This is a genomic window from Halarsenatibacter silvermanii, assembly GCF_900103135.1.
Classification (GTDB): Bacteria; Bacillota; Halanaerobiia; order Halanaerobiales; family Halarsenatibacteraceae; genus Halarsenatibacter; species Halarsenatibacter silvermanii.
The window spans coordinates 14763-34999 of record NZ_FNGO01000021.1; the positions used below are offsets into that span (position 1 = coordinate 14763).

24 protein-coding genes are annotated in these 20237 nt (G+C 43.3%); 21 read left to right on the plus strand and 3 right to left on the minus strand.

Translation table 11 applies throughout. The features are described from left to right. Positions 1 to 49 precede the first annotated feature (49 nt). The gene (locus BLT15_RS10165; protein ID WP_143423063.1) at positions 50 to 970 is read left to right on the plus strand and encodes a hypothetical protein; all 921 of its coding nucleotides are present in this window, start codon (positions 50 to 52) and stop codon (positions 968 to 970) included. A 17-nt stretch (positions 971 to 987) separates the two neighbouring features. Here BLT15_RS10165 and BLT15_RS10170 read toward each other — a convergent pair whose 3' ends face one another. The 3 genes from BLT15_RS10170 to BLT15_RS10180 form a co-directional block, all read right to left on the minus strand. After that, positions 988 to 2031, minus strand: a complete 1044-nt coding sequence (locus tag BLT15_RS10170) for an SIR2 family protein (RefSeq protein ID WP_089761334.1) — start codon at positions 2029 to 2031, stop codon at positions 988 to 990. Between the two features lie 284 nt (positions 2032 to 2315). Beyond that, the gene (locus BLT15_RS10175) at positions 2316 to 3524 is read right to left on the minus strand and encodes a nucleotide-binding domain-containing protein (RefSeq protein ID WP_089761336.1); all 1209 of its coding nucleotides are present in this window, start codon (positions 3522 to 3524) and stop codon (positions 2316 to 2318) included. A 148-nt stretch (positions 3525 to 3672) separates the two neighbouring features. After that, positions 3673 to 4209 (minus strand): Pycsar system effector family protein, encoded by a 537-nt coding sequence (locus tag BLT15_RS10180; RefSeq protein WP_143423064.1) that lies wholly within the window; start codon positions 4207 to 4209, stop codon positions 3673 to 3675. A 181-nt stretch (positions 4210 to 4390) separates the two neighbouring features. On the opposite strand from BLT15_RS10180, the gene BLT15_RS10185 reads away from it, so the two are divergent. The 20 genes from BLT15_RS10185 (at position 4391) to BLT15_RS10280 (ending at position 20237) form a co-directional block, all read left to right on the plus strand. Further along, positions 4391 to 5071, plus strand: coding sequence for a hypothetical protein (locus tag BLT15_RS10185; protein ID WP_089761341.1), 681 nt, complete (start codon positions 4391 to 4393; stop codon positions 5069 to 5071). Then, positions 5071 to 5706, plus strand: a complete 636-nt coding sequence (locus BLT15_RS10190) for a hypothetical protein (protein WP_089761343.1) — start codon at positions 5071 to 5073, stop codon at positions 5704 to 5706. Before BLT15_RS10185 ends, BLT15_RS10190 begins: the two co-directional genes overlap by 1 nt. Positions 5707 to 5735: 29 nt before the next feature. Then, positions 5736 to 6782: a major capsid protein gene (locus BLT15_RS10195; protein ID WP_089761346.1), complete on the plus strand. Its 1047-nt coding sequence runs from the start codon at positions 5736 to 5738 to the stop codon at positions 6780 to 6782. Between the two features lie 62 nt (positions 6783 to 6844). Then, positions 6845 to 7153, plus strand: a complete 309-nt coding sequence (locus BLT15_RS10200; RefSeq protein ID WP_089761348.1) for a hypothetical protein — start codon at positions 6845 to 6847, stop codon at positions 7151 to 7153. After that, on the plus strand, positions 7131 to 7493 hold the full coding sequence (locus BLT15_RS10205) for a hypothetical protein (RefSeq protein WP_089761351.1): 363 nt from the start codon (positions 7131 to 7133) through the stop codon (positions 7491 to 7493). Before BLT15_RS10200 ends, BLT15_RS10205 begins: the two co-directional genes overlap by 23 nt. Next, positions 7494 to 7976 carry a hypothetical protein gene (locus tag BLT15_RS10210; protein ID WP_089761353.1) on the plus strand — a complete coding sequence of 161 codons (483 nt, stop codon included), beginning with the start codon at positions 7494 to 7496 and terminating at the stop codon, positions 7974 to 7976. A 248-nt stretch (positions 7977 to 8224) separates the two neighbouring features. After that, entirely contained in the window at positions 8225 to 8569 is a 345-nt protein-coding gene (locus BLT15_RS10215) for a hypothetical protein (protein ID WP_089761355.1), read from the plus strand. A gap of 189 nt (positions 8570 to 8758) precedes the next feature. After that, positions 8759 to 9688 (plus strand): hypothetical protein, encoded by a 930-nt coding sequence (locus BLT15_RS10220; protein WP_089761358.1) that lies wholly within the window; start codon positions 8759 to 8761, stop codon positions 9686 to 9688. A 1-nt stretch (position 9689) separates the two neighbouring features. Continuing rightward, positions 9690 to 13067 (plus strand): hypothetical protein, encoded by a 3378-nt coding sequence (locus BLT15_RS10225; protein WP_089761361.1) that lies wholly within the window; start codon positions 9690 to 9692, stop codon positions 13065 to 13067. Next, positions 13067 to 13363: a hypothetical protein gene (locus BLT15_RS10230; protein ID WP_089761364.1), complete on the plus strand. Its 297-nt coding sequence runs from the start codon at positions 13067 to 13069 to the stop codon at positions 13361 to 13363. The genes BLT15_RS10225 and BLT15_RS10230 overlap by 1 nt, the downstream gene beginning before the upstream one ends. Then, a complete protein-coding gene (locus BLT15_RS10235) occupies positions 13353 to 13820 on the plus strand; it encodes an HK97 gp10 family phage protein (protein ID WP_089761366.1) in 468 nt (155 codons plus the stop codon). The genes BLT15_RS10230 and BLT15_RS10235 overlap by 11 nt, the downstream gene beginning before the upstream one ends. Before the next feature lie 48 nt (positions 13821 to 13868). Beyond that, positions 13869 to 14294 (plus strand): hypothetical protein, encoded by a 426-nt coding sequence (locus BLT15_RS10240; protein ID WP_089761368.1) that lies wholly within the window; start codon positions 13869 to 13871, stop codon positions 14292 to 14294. A 6-nt stretch (positions 14295 to 14300) separates the two neighbouring features. After that, complete coding sequence (locus tag BLT15_RS10245) at positions 14301 to 14936, plus strand: hypothetical protein (protein ID WP_089761370.1); 636 nt, start codon at positions 14301 to 14303, stop codon at positions 14934 to 14936. Next, positions 14921 to 15361 (plus strand): hypothetical protein, encoded by a 441-nt coding sequence (locus BLT15_RS10250; RefSeq protein WP_089761373.1) that lies wholly within the window; start codon positions 14921 to 14923, stop codon positions 15359 to 15361. The genes BLT15_RS10245 and BLT15_RS10250 overlap by 16 nt, the downstream gene beginning before the upstream one ends. 53 nt (positions 15362 to 15414) lie before the next feature. After that, positions 15415 to 15720, plus strand: coding sequence for a hypothetical protein (locus tag BLT15_RS10255; RefSeq protein ID WP_089761375.1), 306 nt, complete (start codon positions 15415 to 15417; stop codon positions 15718 to 15720). 69 nt (positions 15721 to 15789) lie between these two features. Beyond that, positions 15790 to 16302, plus strand: coding sequence for a phage tail tape measure protein (locus tag BLT15_RS10260; RefSeq protein ID WP_159429903.1), 513 nt, complete (start codon positions 15790 to 15792; stop codon positions 16300 to 16302). A gap of 223 nt (positions 16303 to 16525) precedes the next feature. After that, complete coding sequence (locus BLT15_RS10265; RefSeq protein ID WP_089761379.1) at positions 16526 to 18283, plus strand: phage tail tape measure protein; 1758 nt, start codon at positions 16526 to 16528, stop codon at positions 18281 to 18283. After that, positions 18280 to 18654, plus strand: a complete 375-nt coding sequence (locus tag BLT15_RS10270; protein WP_089761381.1) for a hypothetical protein — start codon at positions 18280 to 18282, stop codon at positions 18652 to 18654. The genes BLT15_RS10265 and BLT15_RS10270 overlap by 4 nt, the downstream gene beginning before the upstream one ends. Continuing rightward, positions 18648 to 19769: a hypothetical protein gene (locus BLT15_RS10275; protein ID WP_089761384.1), complete on the plus strand. Its 1122-nt coding sequence runs from the start codon at positions 18648 to 18650 to the stop codon at positions 19767 to 19769. Before BLT15_RS10270 ends, BLT15_RS10275 begins: the two co-directional genes overlap by 7 nt. Before the next feature lie 12 nt (positions 19770 to 19781). Next, complete coding sequence (locus BLT15_RS10280; RefSeq protein WP_089761387.1) at positions 19782 to 20237, plus strand: hypothetical protein; 456 nt, start codon at positions 19782 to 19784, stop codon at positions 20235 to 20237.

Consider the following 20237-nt stretch of genomic DNA (forward strand, 5'->3'; position numbering starts at 1 on the left):
AAGGATACAGAAATTATACCGAAAGAAATTTTTACAGCATGAAAAGCAGGTGGAGGATCGTTTAGAGCGGGCGGTTATGAAATTTGCCGGTAAAGTTAAAGAAGAAATAACGGATCGGACTAAAGACGACGGCACGCTTGATAAGCGGCTGGCTAAAGAATTGAAAGACGAAATCGGCCGATTATGCGGCTGGTACTCCGAGGAGGAGAAAGAAATTTTGCGCTCCGGGATAAAAGAGGCAGCCCGGCTGGGTATGAGAGGGCAGGACGCGGCGGCTAAAAAACACATGGGGGAGTTAATAGAAAAGTATAAGGAAGATAAAGAAGTGGTCGGTTTATTCCGGAAGGCGCTGGCCGATCCCAACCCCATGCTATTAAGCGCGACTTACGGCGAGGGTCTACCGGATGATATCGCGGATACTATCTGGGATAACCGCTGGCAGGACGGGAAAAAATTGTCGGACCGGATCTGGAAACACGAAAATAATATGCGCCAAAATTTAGATGGTATGATCGAGAAGGGTATAAACGAGGAAAAATCGGCGGCGGATTTAAGCCGGGCTGTCGACGATTATTTAATTAAACCCGGGCCAACATGGCGGACGGATATACTGCCGGCCAAAACCGATAGGGCGACGGTTAAGTATAATGCCCTTAGATTGGCCCGCACCGAAACAAACCACGCTTACCAGCACGCCCAGAAAATGTCGGCGAAGAACAGCGAGTTAGTTAAAGGGGTTAAGTGGAATTTATCGATGAGCCACCCTATCGACTGGCCGCCTTCGGCCGCTTATGAGGGATATCCGGAGATATGCGATTATAGGGCAGAGGAGGACCATCACGGGCTGGGGCCGGGGGTTTATAAAGCCGATGGTTATATACCCTGGGATCATCCTAATGGGCTTTGTTATCTTACCGATGTTTTGCTTAAAGATAAGGAGTTAATGAGGCTTTTGAAGGATAAATATTAGCTGATCAAAATTTGTAATCAACTTTCTATATATTTTGGTAATTCTTTATAGTAATCAAACTCAACTTCATTTTCTTCATTTTTAAATATGCTTTTGAATTTTTTTCGAAAAGATTTTAAATCAATATCCGGATTTATTAGGATTAATTTTTCTAAAGAACCTCTACTTTGTCTTATTAACCATTCGCTGTAAAAATCAGTTGGTGGAAGACTATAACCCCAAATAATTAATTCATCAACAGATTGAATCTCTTTAGCGGCTTTATTCCACATTTTTCTAATAAAAGGATAATGATTAAAATCTTTGTTTAATACAGGTGGAATGATTAGATACTCCATTTTTTCATGACATTCAGAACAATAATATGGTGGTTCATGATAATCTAGGGTAGGAATAACAGTCGAATATCTTACACAAGATTCATTTTGACAGTAAAGCCAATCGATTGAACCATGTAATTTTAGATAAGAACCTGATTTATTATTATAATTTCGGTATGGAGGATCAACAGAAAGCCCACCGAAAGTAGATAAATAATATCCTGATTCTCCTAATATAAATCTACGATAATAATTATCTGGCATATCACTAGTATTATTATTCTCCACTTGTTTTAATATCTTTTTTCTGTCCCAAATATTGTCTAAAAGTAAATCCCAGTTAAATGTAATAACGGTATCATTATAATCATTTCTTTTAAGTACCTCTTTGAGATCGTGATATTCAGAACAATTTTCCGGACTGGCTTTAGTTGAAATATTTAAAACCTTTCTAATTAATCTTAATAAGCTTTTCTTTATATTTTGAAATTTTAAATTTTTATTTCTTCTCATATCTATGTTTATTGCAGTCATAACTTTTTCTATATCAAGTTTAACACCATCAGATATATTAACACCAAAATTTTTATTAATATATTTTTTTAAATCTGAAAACCCTTCGTTTGATATAAGAAAATTTTCATTTTTAGCCTTTAGAAAAAATTCGTTGATCGATGGGAAATTTTCGTTACTATGTCCTTTTGAAGCTCCAGCGCCTAAAATCCAGACAGATTTTTTCAAGAGAATGCCCCTTTCATAAAAGTTTTTTGTTTGTCATGAATCCATTCTCTATTTTTCTAATCAAGTTAAAAATTTAAAGTAGTATTAATTTGAAATTATGATTTTTGCCACATCATATATCTTGTCTATCATAATAACAGCAAAATGATTTTTCGCAGTGAAATCAATCATTTAACTTTGAAAAATTTAAGATAATTGTTGGATCGTATTTGTAGAAATAACTCTTTTAACTATATATTTTAATATAAATATAACTCGAATTAGTTCATTTTTTCAATAACAGTCTAATCGGAATGCACAAAAACACCAAAATCATTTTCAGCTTTTAATCTACCTTCTTTTTTGATTTTGCAATTCATATAATGGTGTCCAGTAAATTCGGTTGTAGTAATTGCATATTTTTTTCTTTTACAAGAGTTGACTTTAAAGTTTGTTTTATTCTCATCTTCTGCTTCATCTCCTCTGTTATTAACTGTCCAAATTATTTCGTCACAATTTATACTTTCTAATTCCGGAGATAATTCCACCTCGTGTTTTAATTTGAGGTTTTTCGATAAAGCTCCACAATTGCTTTTATATTCATTTGTAAAATCATTTTCGGATTTCTTTTTGTAAAAGCATTTCAAACTAATATCAGATTTCTGAGGTTTTTCGATTAGAGAAAAATAGTCCAAATAACTTTCCCAATCAAACTCCCACATTTTATAAGTTATATAATCGTTATTCATAATATATCTATCATCTACTTCTTCTCCATCTACTATTTTTGTCTTCACATTAAGGAATTCTTCAGGGAGATCTAAATATTTGTTAATACTCTCTCCAATCATAATTTTTTTAGAACTAGCTCTGGATTCTAATCTCGCTGCTATGTCTGTAGAAAAACTCGTTGTGGTGATTTCGTCAATGTTTTGTATGCCATAATGAGCCCATTGAACTTCATTATCATTTCCGAAATCCAATCCTATTCTAATTTTCATTTTAGGCAAGTCATTACTAATAAATTTTTCAGACAAAATATTGTTTATATAGAATTGTAAGAAAGCGGAAGCATTTATAGCGTTTATTATTGCATCACTTTTTTTGAATTTTTTTCCTCCGAAAAAAGCAAGTATTGCGTCTCCTTGCAATCTGTGCACATGACCTTGAAAGGCTTGAATTATATCGATCATAGAAGAAAGCACCGCATTTTTAATAAGCCAAACTTCTTCGAGAGAAAGTTTTTTTGTTAAAAGTGTGGAGCCTTTAATATCACAAAATGCACTAACTATATAATGTTTAATCTTTTCATTGCCATCTAAGTCCTGAAAATCAGGATGTGGACCAATTTTATCAGAAAAAACATCCTCTTCGCCTATTAATTCCATTAAATTTCCACTGTTTGGTCTTAAAGGCTTAACCTCAGGGGCAGCTTTTTCTGCAATAAGTCTTGATTCTTTTTCAATAAAATTTCCTTTTTTATTATAAAGTTCTTCTAAAACCTCCCTGATCATCTCAATCACTCCTATAGTTTTAAATATTGGTTTCACTGTAAAAATTCACTTTATTGTTAATTTGATAGACAAGATGCTTGTTGTGACGGAGATTATAGTTTCGGATTTTAGGCTAAATGAACTTTATGCAGTGCAATCAATAATTGAATTATAAGCTATACGACAACACAGCAAGAAACAGAATTAGTAATAATGGTATTAGCACAAATTTTCTTATCCAAAATAAACTTTTTCTTATATATTTATATTTCATGTTGAGAGCTTTGGCTAAAGTATGGATTTGAATAATAAAATCTTCATTCATTTCTTTATGTGAAACCTCATTTATTTTATTGATAAATTCCTTTTTATTCATATCTGCAATAGATCCGAAAAAAAGCAATGAATTGTTATCTTCAGTTTCATAACCGCTTTTTAGATATGGCATAACGGCTTTAAATACATTTTTTAAGGAATTAAAAACCCCAATTATAATAGCGAAAAAAGCTGATATAACAATAATCTTCATGAAATCATTACTTTTAAATAAATTTAATATTTGTGTTGCTCTTAAAATTAGAGAACTTAAAACGAAAGTATTAAAAGCAATTATAAATGCTGCCTTATTGTTGGTGGATTTTATATAATGGTCAAACCTATTTAAAACTTTATTTACATAAACATGATTATTATCGTTGTGATTCATAGTTTTAACCCCTTTATGTACTATAATGTGTTTAAATTTTAAAAGATTAATATAAATCTTTAATAACACAATAAAGACCATTAATATAATTCAATAATTTTGAAGATTTTCCTGCCCCAACCGGGGGGCTATATAAATACCGAGGCAGCCGACAGGCTAAAAATAGGGAGGAATAAATAATATGAAAAAGTTACTAGAATTACTGGAGGAAAACGGCGTTGAGGTTACAGGTGGCCTCGAGGAAGAAATAGAAAACATCTGGCCGAATGAGGTCGATACCGCCGACCTTTTTACTCAGGAAGATGTCAACGATATCGTCAAAAAGAGATTGGGGCGGGAGAACAAACTTCACGAACAGGAAATAGCCGAACTCAAAGAAAAAATGCAGAGTTTGGTGGACCCCGAAAAGGTGGAGGAGTACGAAAAACAGGTCGAGGAATTAGAGGGAAAAGCTAAAGAGCGCGAGGCCCAGCTAAAAACAGAGTACGAGCTGGCTTTAGCCGCGACCGAGGCCGGAGTTGTGGACAAGGAGTATTTTGATTTCCTGGCGGAAAAAAGGGAATTTCACGATAAGCTGGTTTTAAACGATGAAGGCGAGGTCTGTGTGACCGACGGCGAGGGGCGGTTACTTACCGACGACGAGGGAGAATATTTTAAACCCTCTTACCTTATCGGCCAGCTTAAAGAGGAAAAGCCCGAGATTTTCGGATCCGCCGAGAAGGAAAAGAAAAAGACTACCGGCGCTACAAATCCGGCCAGGGGCGATGTGGCCTTAAACCAGCAGGCTGAAAAAAGACGCAAAAGAACGAAAGAGCTGGTTAAAGAGTTAGGTTATACAACTAAAAAGGACGGTGAAAATTAATGACTTTACAGAAAAAAGTTTCTGAGGAAGTAGAGTTTGCGGAAGTTTTGAAGTCAAAACACGCGCGTTATATTCACGGCGCGGTGATATCGAAGGAGGAAGTCGTTGCTGATTATGTGGCTCCCGGGGTGGCTATAGGTAAGATAACCGAGTCGGGTCATGATGAAGAAGGTAAGTTTTCGGTCGTAACCAGGGGCGAGGTTGCTAGCGGCGGGGTTACTCACGGCGCGGATACTATCGAGGTAGAGGAGGAGGCCGATCTTTATAACTTCGCGGTCGGCGATGAAGTGGATATTGTCGGCGCTGACGGTGAAAGTCAGAGTAGATCCGATAACGATCTTACGATCGTATCGATCGACGCCGGCGATAAATTAATTACTGTGGAGGATTTGAACGAGGACGCCGGCTCCGAGGATTATTCTTCGGTCGCTTATGTAGAAAAAGCAGATGGCAGTTCTAAAGCTAAGTTTATCTGTCTCAACCTTATCGATGTATCGGAGGAGGACGCTATAGTGGGCGGTATAACCCACGGCGCGGTGTTCAAAGATAGGATGGTTAATTATGATGAGAAGGTGGCCGAGGACTTGGCCGCTATTTCTTTCGAAGGCGAGGCCGTACAGGGAGAACAGGTTTAAGTATCAGAAATTAAGGGAGTGAAATTAAAATGGACAAAAATAAATTAATCCAGCTTGTAGAAGATAAGCTGGGAGTTGACTATTTAGGTTTTATCGAGGAAATAACGGATCCGGCCGGGTATATCGGCAATAGATTTTTGCCGGCCGAGGAAGCTTACGATTTCGAGTGGGTCCACGATATATTTGATAACACCCACGCGGTCGCGAAAATGAAAGCACGCGGGGACGCGGAGGCCCCTATCGTGGGCGGGCCTGCTGTCAAAAAGGTTTCCGGTTCTCTGGCACCTTTCGGGCAGAAATTCCAGGTTAATAAATCCACGCTTAATAAGATATTTAACCCGCGCAACGATTCGGAGCTTTACGCCAACCTCAGAAGAATACTGGATGAGAGTGCGCGCAATGTTAACGCCGCACTCAGCCGGGCGGAATGGCTTAGGTTTAAGTTTTTGGCCGAGGGCGAGATCGCTATTAACGAAGGGGATATTTCCCTCGAGGTTGATATGGGGATACCCGACGATAATAAACTGGCCCACGGCACTTCCGATCTTATAGCCGAGGAGTGGAGTGAGGCGGCCAGCGCGAAACCGCTTGATGATATCGTGGAAATCTGCGAGCATTACTTCACGGTTAACGGTGAGATGCCCAATGTAATTCTTATGCGCCGGGCCACCCTGCTAGAATTGCTCAACGCGGACGATACCCAGAACGATGATAATAAAGGGTTGAAATCCTTAGCCGAGGTAAACGATTATCTAGGTCGGCTGGGTATGGATTATCCGGAAATTGAAACTTACGACGAGTTCGTAAGATTTGAAGATGTCGACGGCCGACCCAGTACCGTCTATCATCTTATACCCAAAGACAGGGTTGTACTCCTTAAAGAGGCCGGGGGCGGCGGTATAAGTTCCGATATCGGCAGGCTGCTTATGGGACCTGTGGCCGAAAACGACTTCCAGCCCGGGATTTATGTGGATGTTTACGAGGAAACCGATCCCAAAAAATACTGGCATTATATGGCCTGCGAAATGTGGCCTGCGGGATATAACCCCGAGTATATCGTCCACGCTGATGTGTAAACTACGAGGGGGATTCCCCCCTCTTTTTTCTTTTTTTGTCAATATAATCGGGTGGTGGTTTTATGAATAAGGTTGAAAAATTAAGGGTACTGATCTGGGATAAATGTGAGGAGGTTTTCAGCGATAAAGAATTGGAGGAGTTTTTAAGCGAGCGCGGCGGCAATGTCTATCAGACCGCGGCCTTCTGCTTAAACATCGTGCTGGCAAACCCCGAGAGGATTTCCTCTTATAAGCGCGGCGGCGTCTCGGTTACTAAAGCCGATATAACCGCGGCTATAAAAGAATATAAAATTATGGGGAGAAAAGCCGGCGGGTTTTATACTATTAACAGCGAGAAGGTGTACGGCGATGGTATTAACACCGATAGATAATCCCTTCGTAAATTGCGAAATAGTCCGGGAGTTAGAGGGATACACGCACCCGGAATCGGGCGAGTGGATCGAGGGCGATATAAGCCTTATAGTTACCGCTGAAATTGATTTACAACCTAAAAGCGGCGGTCAGAGGGCGCAGGAATTACAGACTAAGTACGAGAGTGAGTATATAGGTTATCTATTTTTTGAGGATTGTAATTTTGTCGACGATATAACCGAAATTGAGCAGGGCGATATATTGCGCGCCGGGGGAAAAAAATACAGGATAGTTTTTGTATCGGCCTGGATTTTAAATAAAGGCGGGCATTATGAGTTAGAATTAAAGGAGGAAAAATAAATGAGAGAACATGGATTTGAGTTTAAGTTTATCCATAAAAATAGCGAGGGTGAGGTTTTAAACGACAGCGGATTTCTTAAAAATCACATGACCGACGATGGGTTCGAGCAAATGTACGATGTATATTTTAGGGGAGCCGCCGCGCCGGCAAGTTTCGAGATAGGTCTGGCGCAAAATAGTTTAGGGCAGGATTCTTCTATCGGCGATGTTATGGAAGTTACCGGCGAGGGTTACAGCGCCGAGGGGGTTTCGCGGGACGCGGCCGGGTTACCATCTTTGGGGTTGGATGATGGGGATATACAGGTGGAAACCGCAACGGTTCAGTTTGAAAATACGGGCGAGAGCGCCTGGGATAGTGCCGTCGACGGTTATCTGGCCTCGGATTCAGAACTGGTATGTTACCGGCCCTTATCGGCGACGAGAACTTTACAGCCGGGCGATACGCTCGATGTTACGATTAGAGTAAAAGGTCTGCAGCCCTAAGTTTAAAATAAACGCGCTGGGGTTGGAAAAACAACCCCGGCTTTAATTTTTTAAATCCGGGAGAAAAGGGGGAGTTTATATGACCGTATTAAACTTAAATATTCCAACATTATTTCCTGTCGGTGCCGATCAAGACCGGGCGGGGTTTCGCGTTTATGTAGAAAATTTGGATTTTAAAAAAGTATCGAAGGGTTAGAAAAATAACCCTGGTTTTAAAACCGGAATGGTTATAGATGGGAGGGGTTTGAATGTATGTGTCGGATTCTTATTTGAATACGATTAGCGAGGCCGGGGGAGCGAATGTCGAAAGCGTTGCGCTTGTTGACGGCGGCGGCAATGAAGTAACCGGCAGGAAAACGGTGCCGGGTGATTTTGAACTTAATTATGATGAAACAGGGGTTTGGCGTCCCGACGCGGATTTAACTTTTCAAATATCCGGCGGCACTACCGTTGCCGGGTGGAGGGCGTATGATGATCCTTCTGCCGGGAACGAGTTGGGCGGCGCTGATCTATCCGAGGAGAGTTACGATAATGATGGGGAATATACTCTGCTGGCTGATCAGACCGGGTTTGTACACCAGCTACAAAATTAATTAATTGTGGAGAATAGGATAGGTTTTAAACCTATCCTTGAATTTTAAGGTGGTGAGAATATGGCGGAAACTTATTTAAGGATAAAAAGAATGAGCCAAGTAAGTGGCAAATTTAAACTTGAAAGGACCGTTTAAAGGGTGTTTTGTGTATTCGCGGAAAACGGCTGATAGAAGTGGAGGGCGATTATTATGTCTGATGGATTAATCTTTTATCATACTACGGAGGGCCACGAAAGCCCCGAGGAGAATGCCTTACTTTTGGAACCGGGGGAAATTGGTACTAAAACTTTTATGGTTCGTCCATTTGATAGGAGATCGTTTTTTGCTATTACTTTTGTGGGAGAATTAAACGCCGATCAATGGGTAGAGATTGGAGATTATATAGTTCATATAAATATATTGGAATTGAATCACGCTGAACTTTTGATGCGGATTGGAAGGATGACTGAAAATTTTGCATTTTGCACACCCCTAACAGAAGTTGGCCTGGCAACCGGAACCGGGACCCAAAGTTTTCTTGCAGAAAATGTAGACATGTTTGCCGGCAACGAATTTAAAGATAGCGACATGCTTTTTATTCATTACTATTTAATGAGTACCCACAGTCAGCAAGAGGGTTTTGTAGAACTTCAAATCGGCACGACTGATGCCGCCCTGCAAACCCCGCTTATAGAATCGGAAGAAAAAAAAGAAGAAGGCGGCTCGGAAAACAATATAGCAATTAAGGTAGAGAGTAAAGGTTCGGCCGCACATTCTTTTTCAGATAATTTGACAATCGTATCCGGTTTAAAAGTCGGCGGCTTAGATGTTTTGGCCTCGGGCGAGCTATTAGAAATCAACGCGAGGGCTGAAATTCTTATTATCTTGACTTTAACAGAAAATTTAATGATTAACGGCCCACAGAAAACGATGAAAATAACACGGGTGGGTATGAGTGAGCCGGTCAGAATTAGATCACCGGGTTACATCGGGCGCGACGATATATTCTCAAGCACGGAGTCCATCTTAATAACGGTCCGTTCTAAAATTTCTTTAACAGAAATTATGGACGAGGCCCGTTATTCACTCACCACCGAGCAGGTCGGGAATACCGTATTGCTAGAATGGACGGTGAGTTAATATGGCAGAACTGGTTGCATTAATAGATATAAGCGGGGTAGGTACTCAAACAGAAAATTTTGATTTACCCGGACCCGGCGATCTGACGATAAATTATGAGTTCGAGGATGGTCCCGGGGGCAACTCTGCCAGGGCTTTTTTAACCCACGAAAACGATGGGGAAATCTGGGCGGAGGGCGACGATGATATATCGGGAACGGATGAATTAACCGGCGTGTCAGCCGGGGGTTATACGCTTGAGGCGGAGTCCGATCATGGCCGTACGAGCGCTTTTGTCGAGATACATTATGAGGCGGGCGAAGTGCCGCCGGAACATTTCGAGGAAATACTCGACATATCAAGCGTTAACGAGGCGAGCTTAGAAGATGATTTTGAGGCGGCCCCGGAACATTATACAGAAGAACTATCAGTCGGCGCTGGTTCGTATATAGAGATTGAAGATCTTTTTCAAAAAGCTCCAGAAAATTATACGGAAAAACTTACTGTCGGCAATACCGCGGATATAAAAGTTGCGGAAGAATACAAAATTGGCGAATTTATTTTGGCAGGCGCTGTTGGTTCAATCGAATTTATAGACGACGCGCATTACAGCAGCGTATTATTCGCCGGCGCCCGATTATATATTGACCTCGAAGAAAAGGCGGTGTCTAATTATGCGGTCTGGCGTCGGGTCGAAGGCGGCGAATGGGAAATAATAGGTTTAACCGCTGAAATCGAGTTCGTAGATGAAAATGTAGGAGAAAAAAGTTACGAATACCGAATAAAGCGCGATAATAACAGATCTAATATATCGAAAATTACAGTAACCGAAACCGAAGGCGAGAATTATGAGGAGTTTTTATCCGTCGGGGGCGGCATGAAAGTATTGCAGGCGGAAAGTTTAAAAGTAACGGACGGCCTTTTTATAATCCAGGCAGCCCAGGTAGATCTTGCTGATATATTATCAGCCGGTGAAATACTGGAAGTTACAGCCGGGGTTGAAATAGATAAGTTTGTTAAGTTAACTTTGCGAGAAATTTTGAATATCGGTCTTTCCGGTGATGTATCTTCGCCAACTTATAAAAGTGCGCTGGAAGTTTTACGTTCTGGAGCGAACGGGCGGGTTGTTTTCGATGATAATATCGTATTGGCTACAATGGAAGAAATTTTATTTGTTGGGGGCAGCGTTAAGGTATCGCGAGAGGAAAATTTAAAAGTAACGGACGAGCTTTTTATAAACCAGACAGCCCGGGCGGATCTTTCCGGTATATTATCCGGGAAAGAAATCGTCGAGATAGAAGGCTTAATAAAAACGGCAGAGCTAAGCCGGGCGGGTATGAGTTCGCGAGTTTTGATAAAAGGATCTGCGGCCAGCGGACTTTCCGATATATTATCAGCCGGCGAGGTGTTGGAAGTTACAGCCGGGGTTGGAATAGATAAGTTTGTTAAGTTAACTTCGCGAGAGGTTTTGAATGTCGGCGGCTCCCAGGAAGTAATAAAAATAACACAGGTGGGTATGAAAGAGCCGGTTAAGATTAGATCACCCGGTCGGGCAGATTTACATGAGGCCCTTTTAACTTTTGAAGGGTTAAATATAAGCGTTTTGGGCGATATCGAGGTCAAATCGGCAAAATCATCGGCCGTTATCGTCGAAGTTTCGCACGGGGCCGGGGTACTGGTAAGCTCAACGCGATATACGGCGGACGCTTTAACCGTCGGTTTGAAAACCGGGTTAAATATAACCGACAGGAAGGATATGGGCGAAGAAAGTTTAATTAAAGCGCCCGGGTCGGCCGGTTTGAAGGATAAAGCCGGAGAAGTGGATATTTTAAGCGTGGGAAATTCCCACAGTATAGATTTACACGAATTTATATCCAGCGCTCTATCGGAATCGCTTTTAGTGGAAGTAAAATCTAATATAAATATAGTGGATACGAAATCCGCCGGGGAAGGGTTGAAGGTTTTGGGTTCCGCGGTGGTATTCCAGCGGGATGATTTCAAATTATCCGAGATAATTAATATTGAAGATATAACAGCGGCGGCCTTAAAAGATTTGTCGGCTTTAAAAGATAAAATTTTGATAGACAGCTTATCCGGTGTAAGTTCAAAGGATTTCGCGGGTGCTGTGGAAAGACGCCCGGTAAGTTTTGATTTAAAAGTTGGTTTGGCAGACAAAAGAAAAGCGAACGAGGGAATAAAGGTCAGCGGGCCTGCGGCCATAAACTCGATTTCAAAAGTATCAGCGTTTGATTTAATAACCGCGGGGTCTGCTCTTAAAGTTGGCGCGAACGATACGGCCGCTTTTAAAGAGAAAATTATGGCCGAAGGATTAACCGGCGCGGATATAACAGATATTTTTATGAGGGCGATTTTGGAAGATCTGTTCATCGAGGCCGCCTTCGAAGGTGGAATAGCGGACAGGACATTATTGGCAGAAAGATTAGAAATAGCCGGGGCCTTTTTAGTAAGGCCGGCCGCCAGAATGTCTATGTTCGAATTAATGGGTGCCGGGCCGGTACTAAAACCGGGCTTAAAAGATACGGCCGCTTTTGGAGAAAATATATCGGTGCGCGGTTTAAACCGGGTTTTTCTATCCGACATTATAACCAGTTCTCTATTGGAAGAAATTATAATAGGGTCCGGGATAAAAGTTAATAGATCCGATATCATGACCGCGGGCGATAGTTTAGAAGTTAAAAGCCCGGGGCTTTTAGTATTTAATGACAGGAAAAGCGCGGGCGTAAGTTTAAATGTCGGGCAGAATATATCTATCAGCCTTGAAGATTTTATAAGAACGGCTATAGCTGAGCTTTTAAAGGTAAAAATGGGCCAAAAAGCTGGTATGGAAAGCGATATTGGTCTTTTCGAGGGTTTGAGCATAAATTGGCCCGCGAGGATCGCCTGTATCGACCGCAAATCAATGAAGTGTAGTCTTCTTATATCTAAAGGAGTTCAAAAAGCCTCAGTGGACGATATAAGGCGCGTACGGGAGGGGCTTAAAGCCGGTGTATCAATCGGGCCGGAAATTGCCGATATCCTGGGCTGGCATGAAAATATTGCCAGTAAAACGGGGATAAAGGTTAATTTAGACGCCTTTTACTTCATGATCGATAATTTAGAAGTGGTTAAGGTTAGCGGTCTGGATATCAAAGATATTTTGGCCGCCGGTGAAAGTCTGGAAACAGGCCAGCCGGTTAAAATTATTCTGGAAGGTATATTAACGGCTCCCTTCCTACCGGTAAGAATTGAACTGACGGTTAAAGAGCGCGGCCTGGATATGGAAGTTTACGAGCGCAAAACCGGGCTGGAAATAACCGAGCGCCCCGTCGTTACAGATCTATTCGAGCGCAAAACCGGGCTGGATATATTCGAGAGAATTGTGGAAGTTGAGGTGAGATAATGAAAACGGTTATAGAGGGCAACACGGTTTATATCAACACAGCTTTTTATGAACTTGACGGGGAGGAGCTGGTTATTCCGGAAAATGTCACGCTGAAAGTATACGACGGGCATGGCACTATTTTGGAGGAAAGAAAACTCACGGCCGGCGACGATCTAAAATTTGCCGCTGGCTTTAAGGTCCCGGAGTGCAGTAACCCTATCGTTATAGAAATCGAGGGGATAATAAACGGGTATGAAACCGTTGAACGCAAGGCGATTAAAGCGGTGAAGGTGAGGGATAGATGTGGAAATTGACGCTTACTTTGAAGATATGGAAAGACAGTTAGAAATTTTTGATCGGGCGGTCAAATCGGAGGAGAAGGCTTTAGAAAAGGCGCTGGAGTATATTGTCAGAGAGATAGTTAACTATGCTAAAAAGCACGGCCCCTGGACTGATAGGACTTCCAATCTGCGAAATAGCCTGGGCTGCAATATAAAACAAATCGGCGAAATAAAAAGCGGGACGAATGTTTCCCGGGCCATATCGCGTTTAAGAGCCAAACCCGTTATTGAAGTCGACGGGGACGATTATATCGGGGTAGTAAGCGCCGGTATGGAATACGCAATCCATGTAGAGTTAAAGTCCGGGTACTGGGTTTTACAGGGGGCTTTAGATCGGTTCGCACCGCTTATAGAAAAATATTTCAGCGAGTTCATGCATGTCGATAAGCTGGAGGACAAAGGCTTATTCGAGCAGTTTTTAGGAGATTAAACCCGCCCTCGCCGGGGAGAGATTCCCGCTTATATAGGAGGTTTTGTCATGGATTATAATTTGATTTTGTCGGCGGTACAGCATATTTTACTGACCGACGAGGAACTCGAAAATTTACTGGGGGAGGTCAGGGTGGTTAAAGGGCCGAGAAGGCCGGAAAGCTGGGACGGGAAAAACTGTTTTACCTGTCATGTATTATCAAACCCTCGCGACGCGGATTTTAAGACACACAACGGCACTTTCCGGGTGAATCATTACTGCCCTAATTATGCTGACGGCAATGCGAATGTAGAGTTGATGGGGAAGGTTACGGCGCGCTTAACAGAAATACTCGACGATGTTAAGCCGGATATCACCGGCTACGAAGTTTACGATTGGGCTGTGGAGGAACCTCTGGGACCGCTTTTTGACGCGCAGGCTCCGGGGGAGCATTACAGCAGCCTTTCTGTAAGTTTTTTTATTAAAAAGGAGTGATAATAAATGGAGGCTTTAAAACCTGGAAATATTAATGTAGGACCGGGGTTAACTTATTTTGGCGAGGAAGGTGGCGAACCTGTTTATTTAGGTCGAACCACCGGCGAAACCGAGTTTTCTTACGAAGTGGAAACTTTTGAAATCGCAACAGAGGAAGATGGACGATTCGATGAAATAGTCGAGGACGATACTATCTCCGTGACGGTACCGATCTTTTATACCGATGTAGAATCTTTAAGTCAATTAATACCCTGGGCCGATGTGGTCGAAGGGACCGAGGGCGAAAAAAGACTGGTAGTTACGAAAGCGGTCGGAACCCGTCTTAGCGATCACTCGGATAAGCTGATAATAAGACCTAAGATTAACGCCGAGAAGGATACGGTTGATAAGTCCGGCGATCTAGTAGTGCATAACTGCTACCCGGTGCCGGGACCTTTAAATTTCGCTTATTCCCGGTCGGGCCAAAGGGTTGCGAATGTGCAGTTTGTGGCGCTGCCCGCCGAGGTATCCGAAACAATTAATGGCGTGGAAAAATATCCGTTCTGGTCTTACGGCGATGAAAGTATAACCGGAAAAAAGGCCCCCTTTCGGGGGCTTTTTTTACAAAAATTTAGGAGGTTTTTATTTTGGCAAAAAGTATAGGCAGAATTAAAAAAGTAAAGGTGGATATAATCGAGGGCGATGAGGTCGTAGAAAAAAAGTATATAATCAAAAAAGCCGGACTGGGTAAGTACAAAAAACTTACCGGTGCCTTCGCGGAACTTTTAGGTCTGGTGCCGCAGGTATTGGAGGAGAGAGGGATCGAGGATACCAACGAATATTTAGAAAATATGTCAATCGTGGATATGCTCGATATATTTCCGGAGCTTTTCGGCTACGGCGTGGATCAGCTTGCCGAGGTAGTGGCGGTTATCCTAGACGAGGATGAGGAGTTTGTCAGCGAAAATATAGGGCTGGATGAGGCCGTGGATATCGTCGAAGTGGCCCTGGAAGTTAATAATTTAAAAGGGTTGGCGGCAAAAGCAAAAAACCTGCTGGGCGGGGCGAAAATCGAGGGCCTAAGCTAAACGGTGAGGATAGTTTTGACGGGCTGGTATGGAAATTAGTAAAGTTTACCGGCATGAGCAAAAAGGAAGTTTTAGAAGATGTCTACCCGGACGAGCTTGAGTATATATTTGAAGAAATGCGCCGAGAAGAATGCCGGCGATACATGGATTATTATAACCAGTTAGCGGCCGGTATGGTAGGTCAAACTAAAAAAGACGACAGAACTATCGAAAAATATATCGAAGAAATAATTAAAGAAATAAAAGAACTGTCGGACTCCCCGGGAGCGCCCGATGAAAAGGCCGGGCCGGACGATCCGGAGGAAATCAAAAGGAAATTAGAGGAGTTTACCAGCCAGATAGGGCGCGGAAGGGGGTAGAAAAAAATTAGAAATTTAGGATCGCTTTTATACATGATTAAGGCCAATAATAGAAATTTCCGGAGTAAAATGGACGAGAGCAAGCGGGACATGAACGGTCTTTCGAACGCGGCCGAGGCCAACAGAAGAAAAATGCGCAACTGGGGGCTTGCCATAACAGGAGCCGCGGTGGCTGTAATAGGGGCTACGACTAAAGTCGCCGGGGATTTCGAAGAAAAAATGGCTGAGGTCCATACGCTTTTAGGGCCGGAATCGGAAGGTCGGATTAAGGAGTTAGAGGAAAATGTAAAGGATATGTCGATCGCTACCGGCAAAAGCCTGGATGATTTATCCGGCGGTCTGTATCAAGTTATCTCAGCTTTTGGTGAAAGCGCGGATTCGGCCGCTATTTTGGAAACAAATGCTAAAGCCGCGGCGGCGGGTATGGCTACAACCACGGATTCGATTAACCTTACTTCCGCTATAACAAAAGCGTACGGCGATACCTCTGCCGAGGCGGTGGAAGATGTCGCGGACTTAGCCTTCCAGACGGTAAGATTGGGTTATGAAAATGGCCCGGTCGCAGAGCAATCTGCGGCATAAAATATCGAGTGAATTCGGTAAACCCTAATTTTGTGAAATCACAAATACGGCAATACCGAGCCAAGCATAATGGTGACATTATGAAGGTGTAGAGACTACCGCGAGTAATCTTTTTTGAAAGACAAAAGCGGCATGAGCGCTCGACGCCCTTAAAGGGTGATGATATAGTCCGATACCCGGAAGAAATTCCGGGATTGCAGGATAAAGAGCCTGTAAATAACTATTGCAAACAACATTTCCAGAATTAGCCAATTCTATGGGACGGGTGGCTCCTATGGCCGCTACCCTGGGAATGGAAACAGAAGAACTTTTCGGGGCTATGGCGACTTTAACCGGTGTAACCGGGGACGCGAATGAGGTATCCACCCAGCTTAGGGGTATTTTGAACGGTATGCTGAAACCGACCGACGATTTACGGGAGGCTATGAGTGATCTGGGATACCAATCCGGGGAGCAGATGATTGAAACCTACGGGCTGGTAGGAAGTCTGCAAAAACTTTACGAATCGACCGGCGGCAATAACGAGGCTTTAGGGAGTATGTTCGGCAATGTGCGAGCGCTTACGGGTATTTTGCCCCTGGTGGGCGATCAGGCTGACGATTTTGCCAAGAAAACCGACGCTATGCGCGAAAGTACCGGGTCCATGAACGAGGCTTTTGAAATACAGCAGGAAACTTTGAACGCTACAATTGACAGAATTAAGGCTTTAGGAACGGTTATTATGGTCGATGTCGGCAATAAATTTCTGCCGGTGATCCAGAAAGTACTGGAAGGGTTTGAAAGTTTATCACCGGCCATGCGCGGTGTTGTCACTACCGGCCTTGCTTTAGCCGCTGGTCTGGGACTTATAATAGGACCGCTTTTGATAATAGGATCTAAAGTGGCGGCTGTGGCCGTCGCCCTCGGAGGGTTGGGTGCTAAATTCAGCGGACTGGCCGCGCTTTTAAAAACAGGGCTTATACCGGTTATTAAAGTGGGGTTAATAGCGGCTTTAAAGGCTTTAGCGGTGGCTTTAGGGGTTCTTATAGGACCGGTAGGAGTTATTATGGCGGTAGTGGCCGCCTTTATTATTTTTAGGGAGGAGATAATCAGCGCGGTTAAATTTGCCGTCGAGGCTGTGGCTGTCGCGGTGGATTTCTGGGCCGATAAATTCTCCGAGATACCGGAGTTTTTAAGCGAAACCCTGGACGGGTTTAAAAGGTTCGGGCGGGATTTAATTTCGCTTTTTGCCGAGCTTATCGCGGACTCTTTAAGGTGGGGCCGCGATTTAATTTCAAACTTCACCGAGGGGGTACAGGCGCGAATAAACTACGCGCTGGAGGCTTTTGTCGATATGGGTCTGGCCTTCGGGCAATACTTCGCTGATTTGTTTGAGCAGGCAAAAGAATGGGGCTTTAATTTAATAACCAATATTAGAGATGGAATTTTAGAAAGGGTTTACGCTGTAATCGAGGCGATAGAAGGTCTGGGCGATAATATATCCGATTATTTTTCCGATCTGCGAGAAAGAGCCGTCGGCTGGGGCTGTGATATAATGCGCGGCGTGGCAGAAGGTCTTAGAAATATGGCAACGGCTCCTATAAGGGCCGCTAAAAACGCAGCGGGCAGGATAAAAGACGCCTTCGCCGGGGCGGTGGGAATCAACTCTCCCAGCCGGGTTTTTGAAGGGTACGGCCAGAATATAGTCGAGGGGTTAGAAGAAGGTTTAAGTGGTATCAAGCCGGTGGCCCGGTCTTTAGAAGGCAGTATCGAAAAAACTCTCGGCGATATTGAGCCGGCGGCCAAAATAATGGCGGGAGGAGTTTTACCCGCGGCGGATTTAAGCGGGCTTAATACGGGTCCGGCCGTGGGCGATGATATAAGCCAGGTTATCAATATGGATGTGCAGTATATCGTGCCGGACGAGGCGACTGCTAAAAGTGCGAATAATGATCTGATGAGAAAGCTAAAAGAAAGAGGGTATGGGGGTGCCTTTAGATGATATACAAAAACATGGATATGAAAATCGTCCGGGGGAGTTTAAGTATAACTTACCGGCGAAAAAAAGAGGTAAGGCACATTCCTTATACCGATTCCAGCCGGGTGATCAATAAGGGCAGCGAGGCTACAGAAATTAACTGCGAGATAGTTTCGTTCAGCCAGGCGGAAAAGAGATCGATCGAATATATATTGAACGAAAACGCGCCGGGCGATTTAATAGTTGACGACCGTAAATTTCGGCAGGTTGTGGTGAGGGATATAATAGACAGCCGGCCTGCTATTCCCGGTTATGGTATATGGATACACCGCGTTTTATTTGTGGCTCTTTCTCCTACACCCGTCGATAGGAATACGGAGGGAGCGCTATGGTAACGAGATATTATTACTGGGATAAATATGATCTTTTCGAGGAGTGGGTCGATCATGAACCGGGGGAATATGTTGACACGCGTTCAGTTAATACCGGCGGATTAAGCAGGGAACACTTTAAATCGTGGGAAGTTTTCTCGCAGGATTCATCGAGAATAAGTTTCATGACTTTAGGGGCGAAAGCGGGGAGCAGTAAGGTGGAATTGTCGGGCGATAATCCAAAGCTGACAGGCCGGTTAGATGAAGATCGTTTTCCCGAGTTTAACTTTAGCGTCAATCGTATTAGTACCGAAATGTACAGATCCAGCGCAAAAGTATATTATCACGAAAGCGGCAATTCTTTTCGACCGAGCGGCGATATTCTCGAGGCGGATATAAGCTGGATAAGGGTGTACGATAAAAGGTGGGATAGTTGGTTTACGGACTGGCGGATCTCTCATATAAGGGTTGAGAACATTAAAAAGCTGTCGCTGGAAAAAAAGACGGAGTATAAAACCCGTGATATTGGAAACTGGCTTGAAACCGTTTTAGCGCCGTCGGGTACCTATCCCAGAAAAGGCAGTCAGGGCGGTTACTGGTGGGTAAGGGGTAAGGAATATACCATCGAGATACCGGAATTAATCTATCCCGAGAACGGGGCCGATTTTGAAGAAGGGCCGAACCACTTCGAGTTTGAACTAAAAGAAAGATTATTCGACTGCCCGGGGAATTATCACGCACGGATCCGGGTGGGAAGGCGCTCGGATTTTAATATTACTACCTTCATGGCCGATTCTACCCGGAGCGCTGATCGGGGAAATTTCGAGTACTGGAACGGTGACGTCTGGGAAAGTTTCCCCAGCGGAGGCGTCGCGGGGGATACGAAGGTCAGATATACGGTGCCGGGAAGTGTCGACTGGGATTCGTTCGCTTTTTATTACTGGGACGCTATTGCTTATAATTCTGATTTTGGTTACAGCCCGCCGGCCCGGTACAGATCTTTTCTTAATCTGGGCGATACCGACGATGTTTATCTCTTACTGATAAACGGGATACCTTACCCGGCGAATAGGTTAAAACTTGTGGAGAGCAGTAACGGCCGGATCGGCCGGATGGATATTAGATTGCTTAACTATTAAGGGGGAAAACAAATGGCAGTTACAGCGAGGAAATATACGAGGGCAAATTATAACGCTTACCGGGGAAATTTATCGGATCCGGTAGACGGAGCCACGGTTATTAAGGTGGCTCTTATGGAAGAAAGTTTTGTTTTTAATCAGAATATCGACGATAACTGGGACGATATATCAGAACACGAGATAAGCGCGGCGGAAAATCCGCCCTACGAAGAAGGCGGGCAGGAGCTGGCAAATAAAAGTTTCGATGTAGAGGGCAACGCTGTCGTTTTAGACGGGGATAATATAATCTGGCCCAATTCTAATATAACCGCCCATTATGCAGTAATATACGACGCGACCCCGGCTGAGGATACCGATAAAAAATTATTGGGAATACAGGATTTTGACGGGGAAAAATCCACTTCGGACGGTAACTTCGAAATACAATGGCATGAAAACGGTATTTTGGCCGTCGAGGCGCTAAGCTAA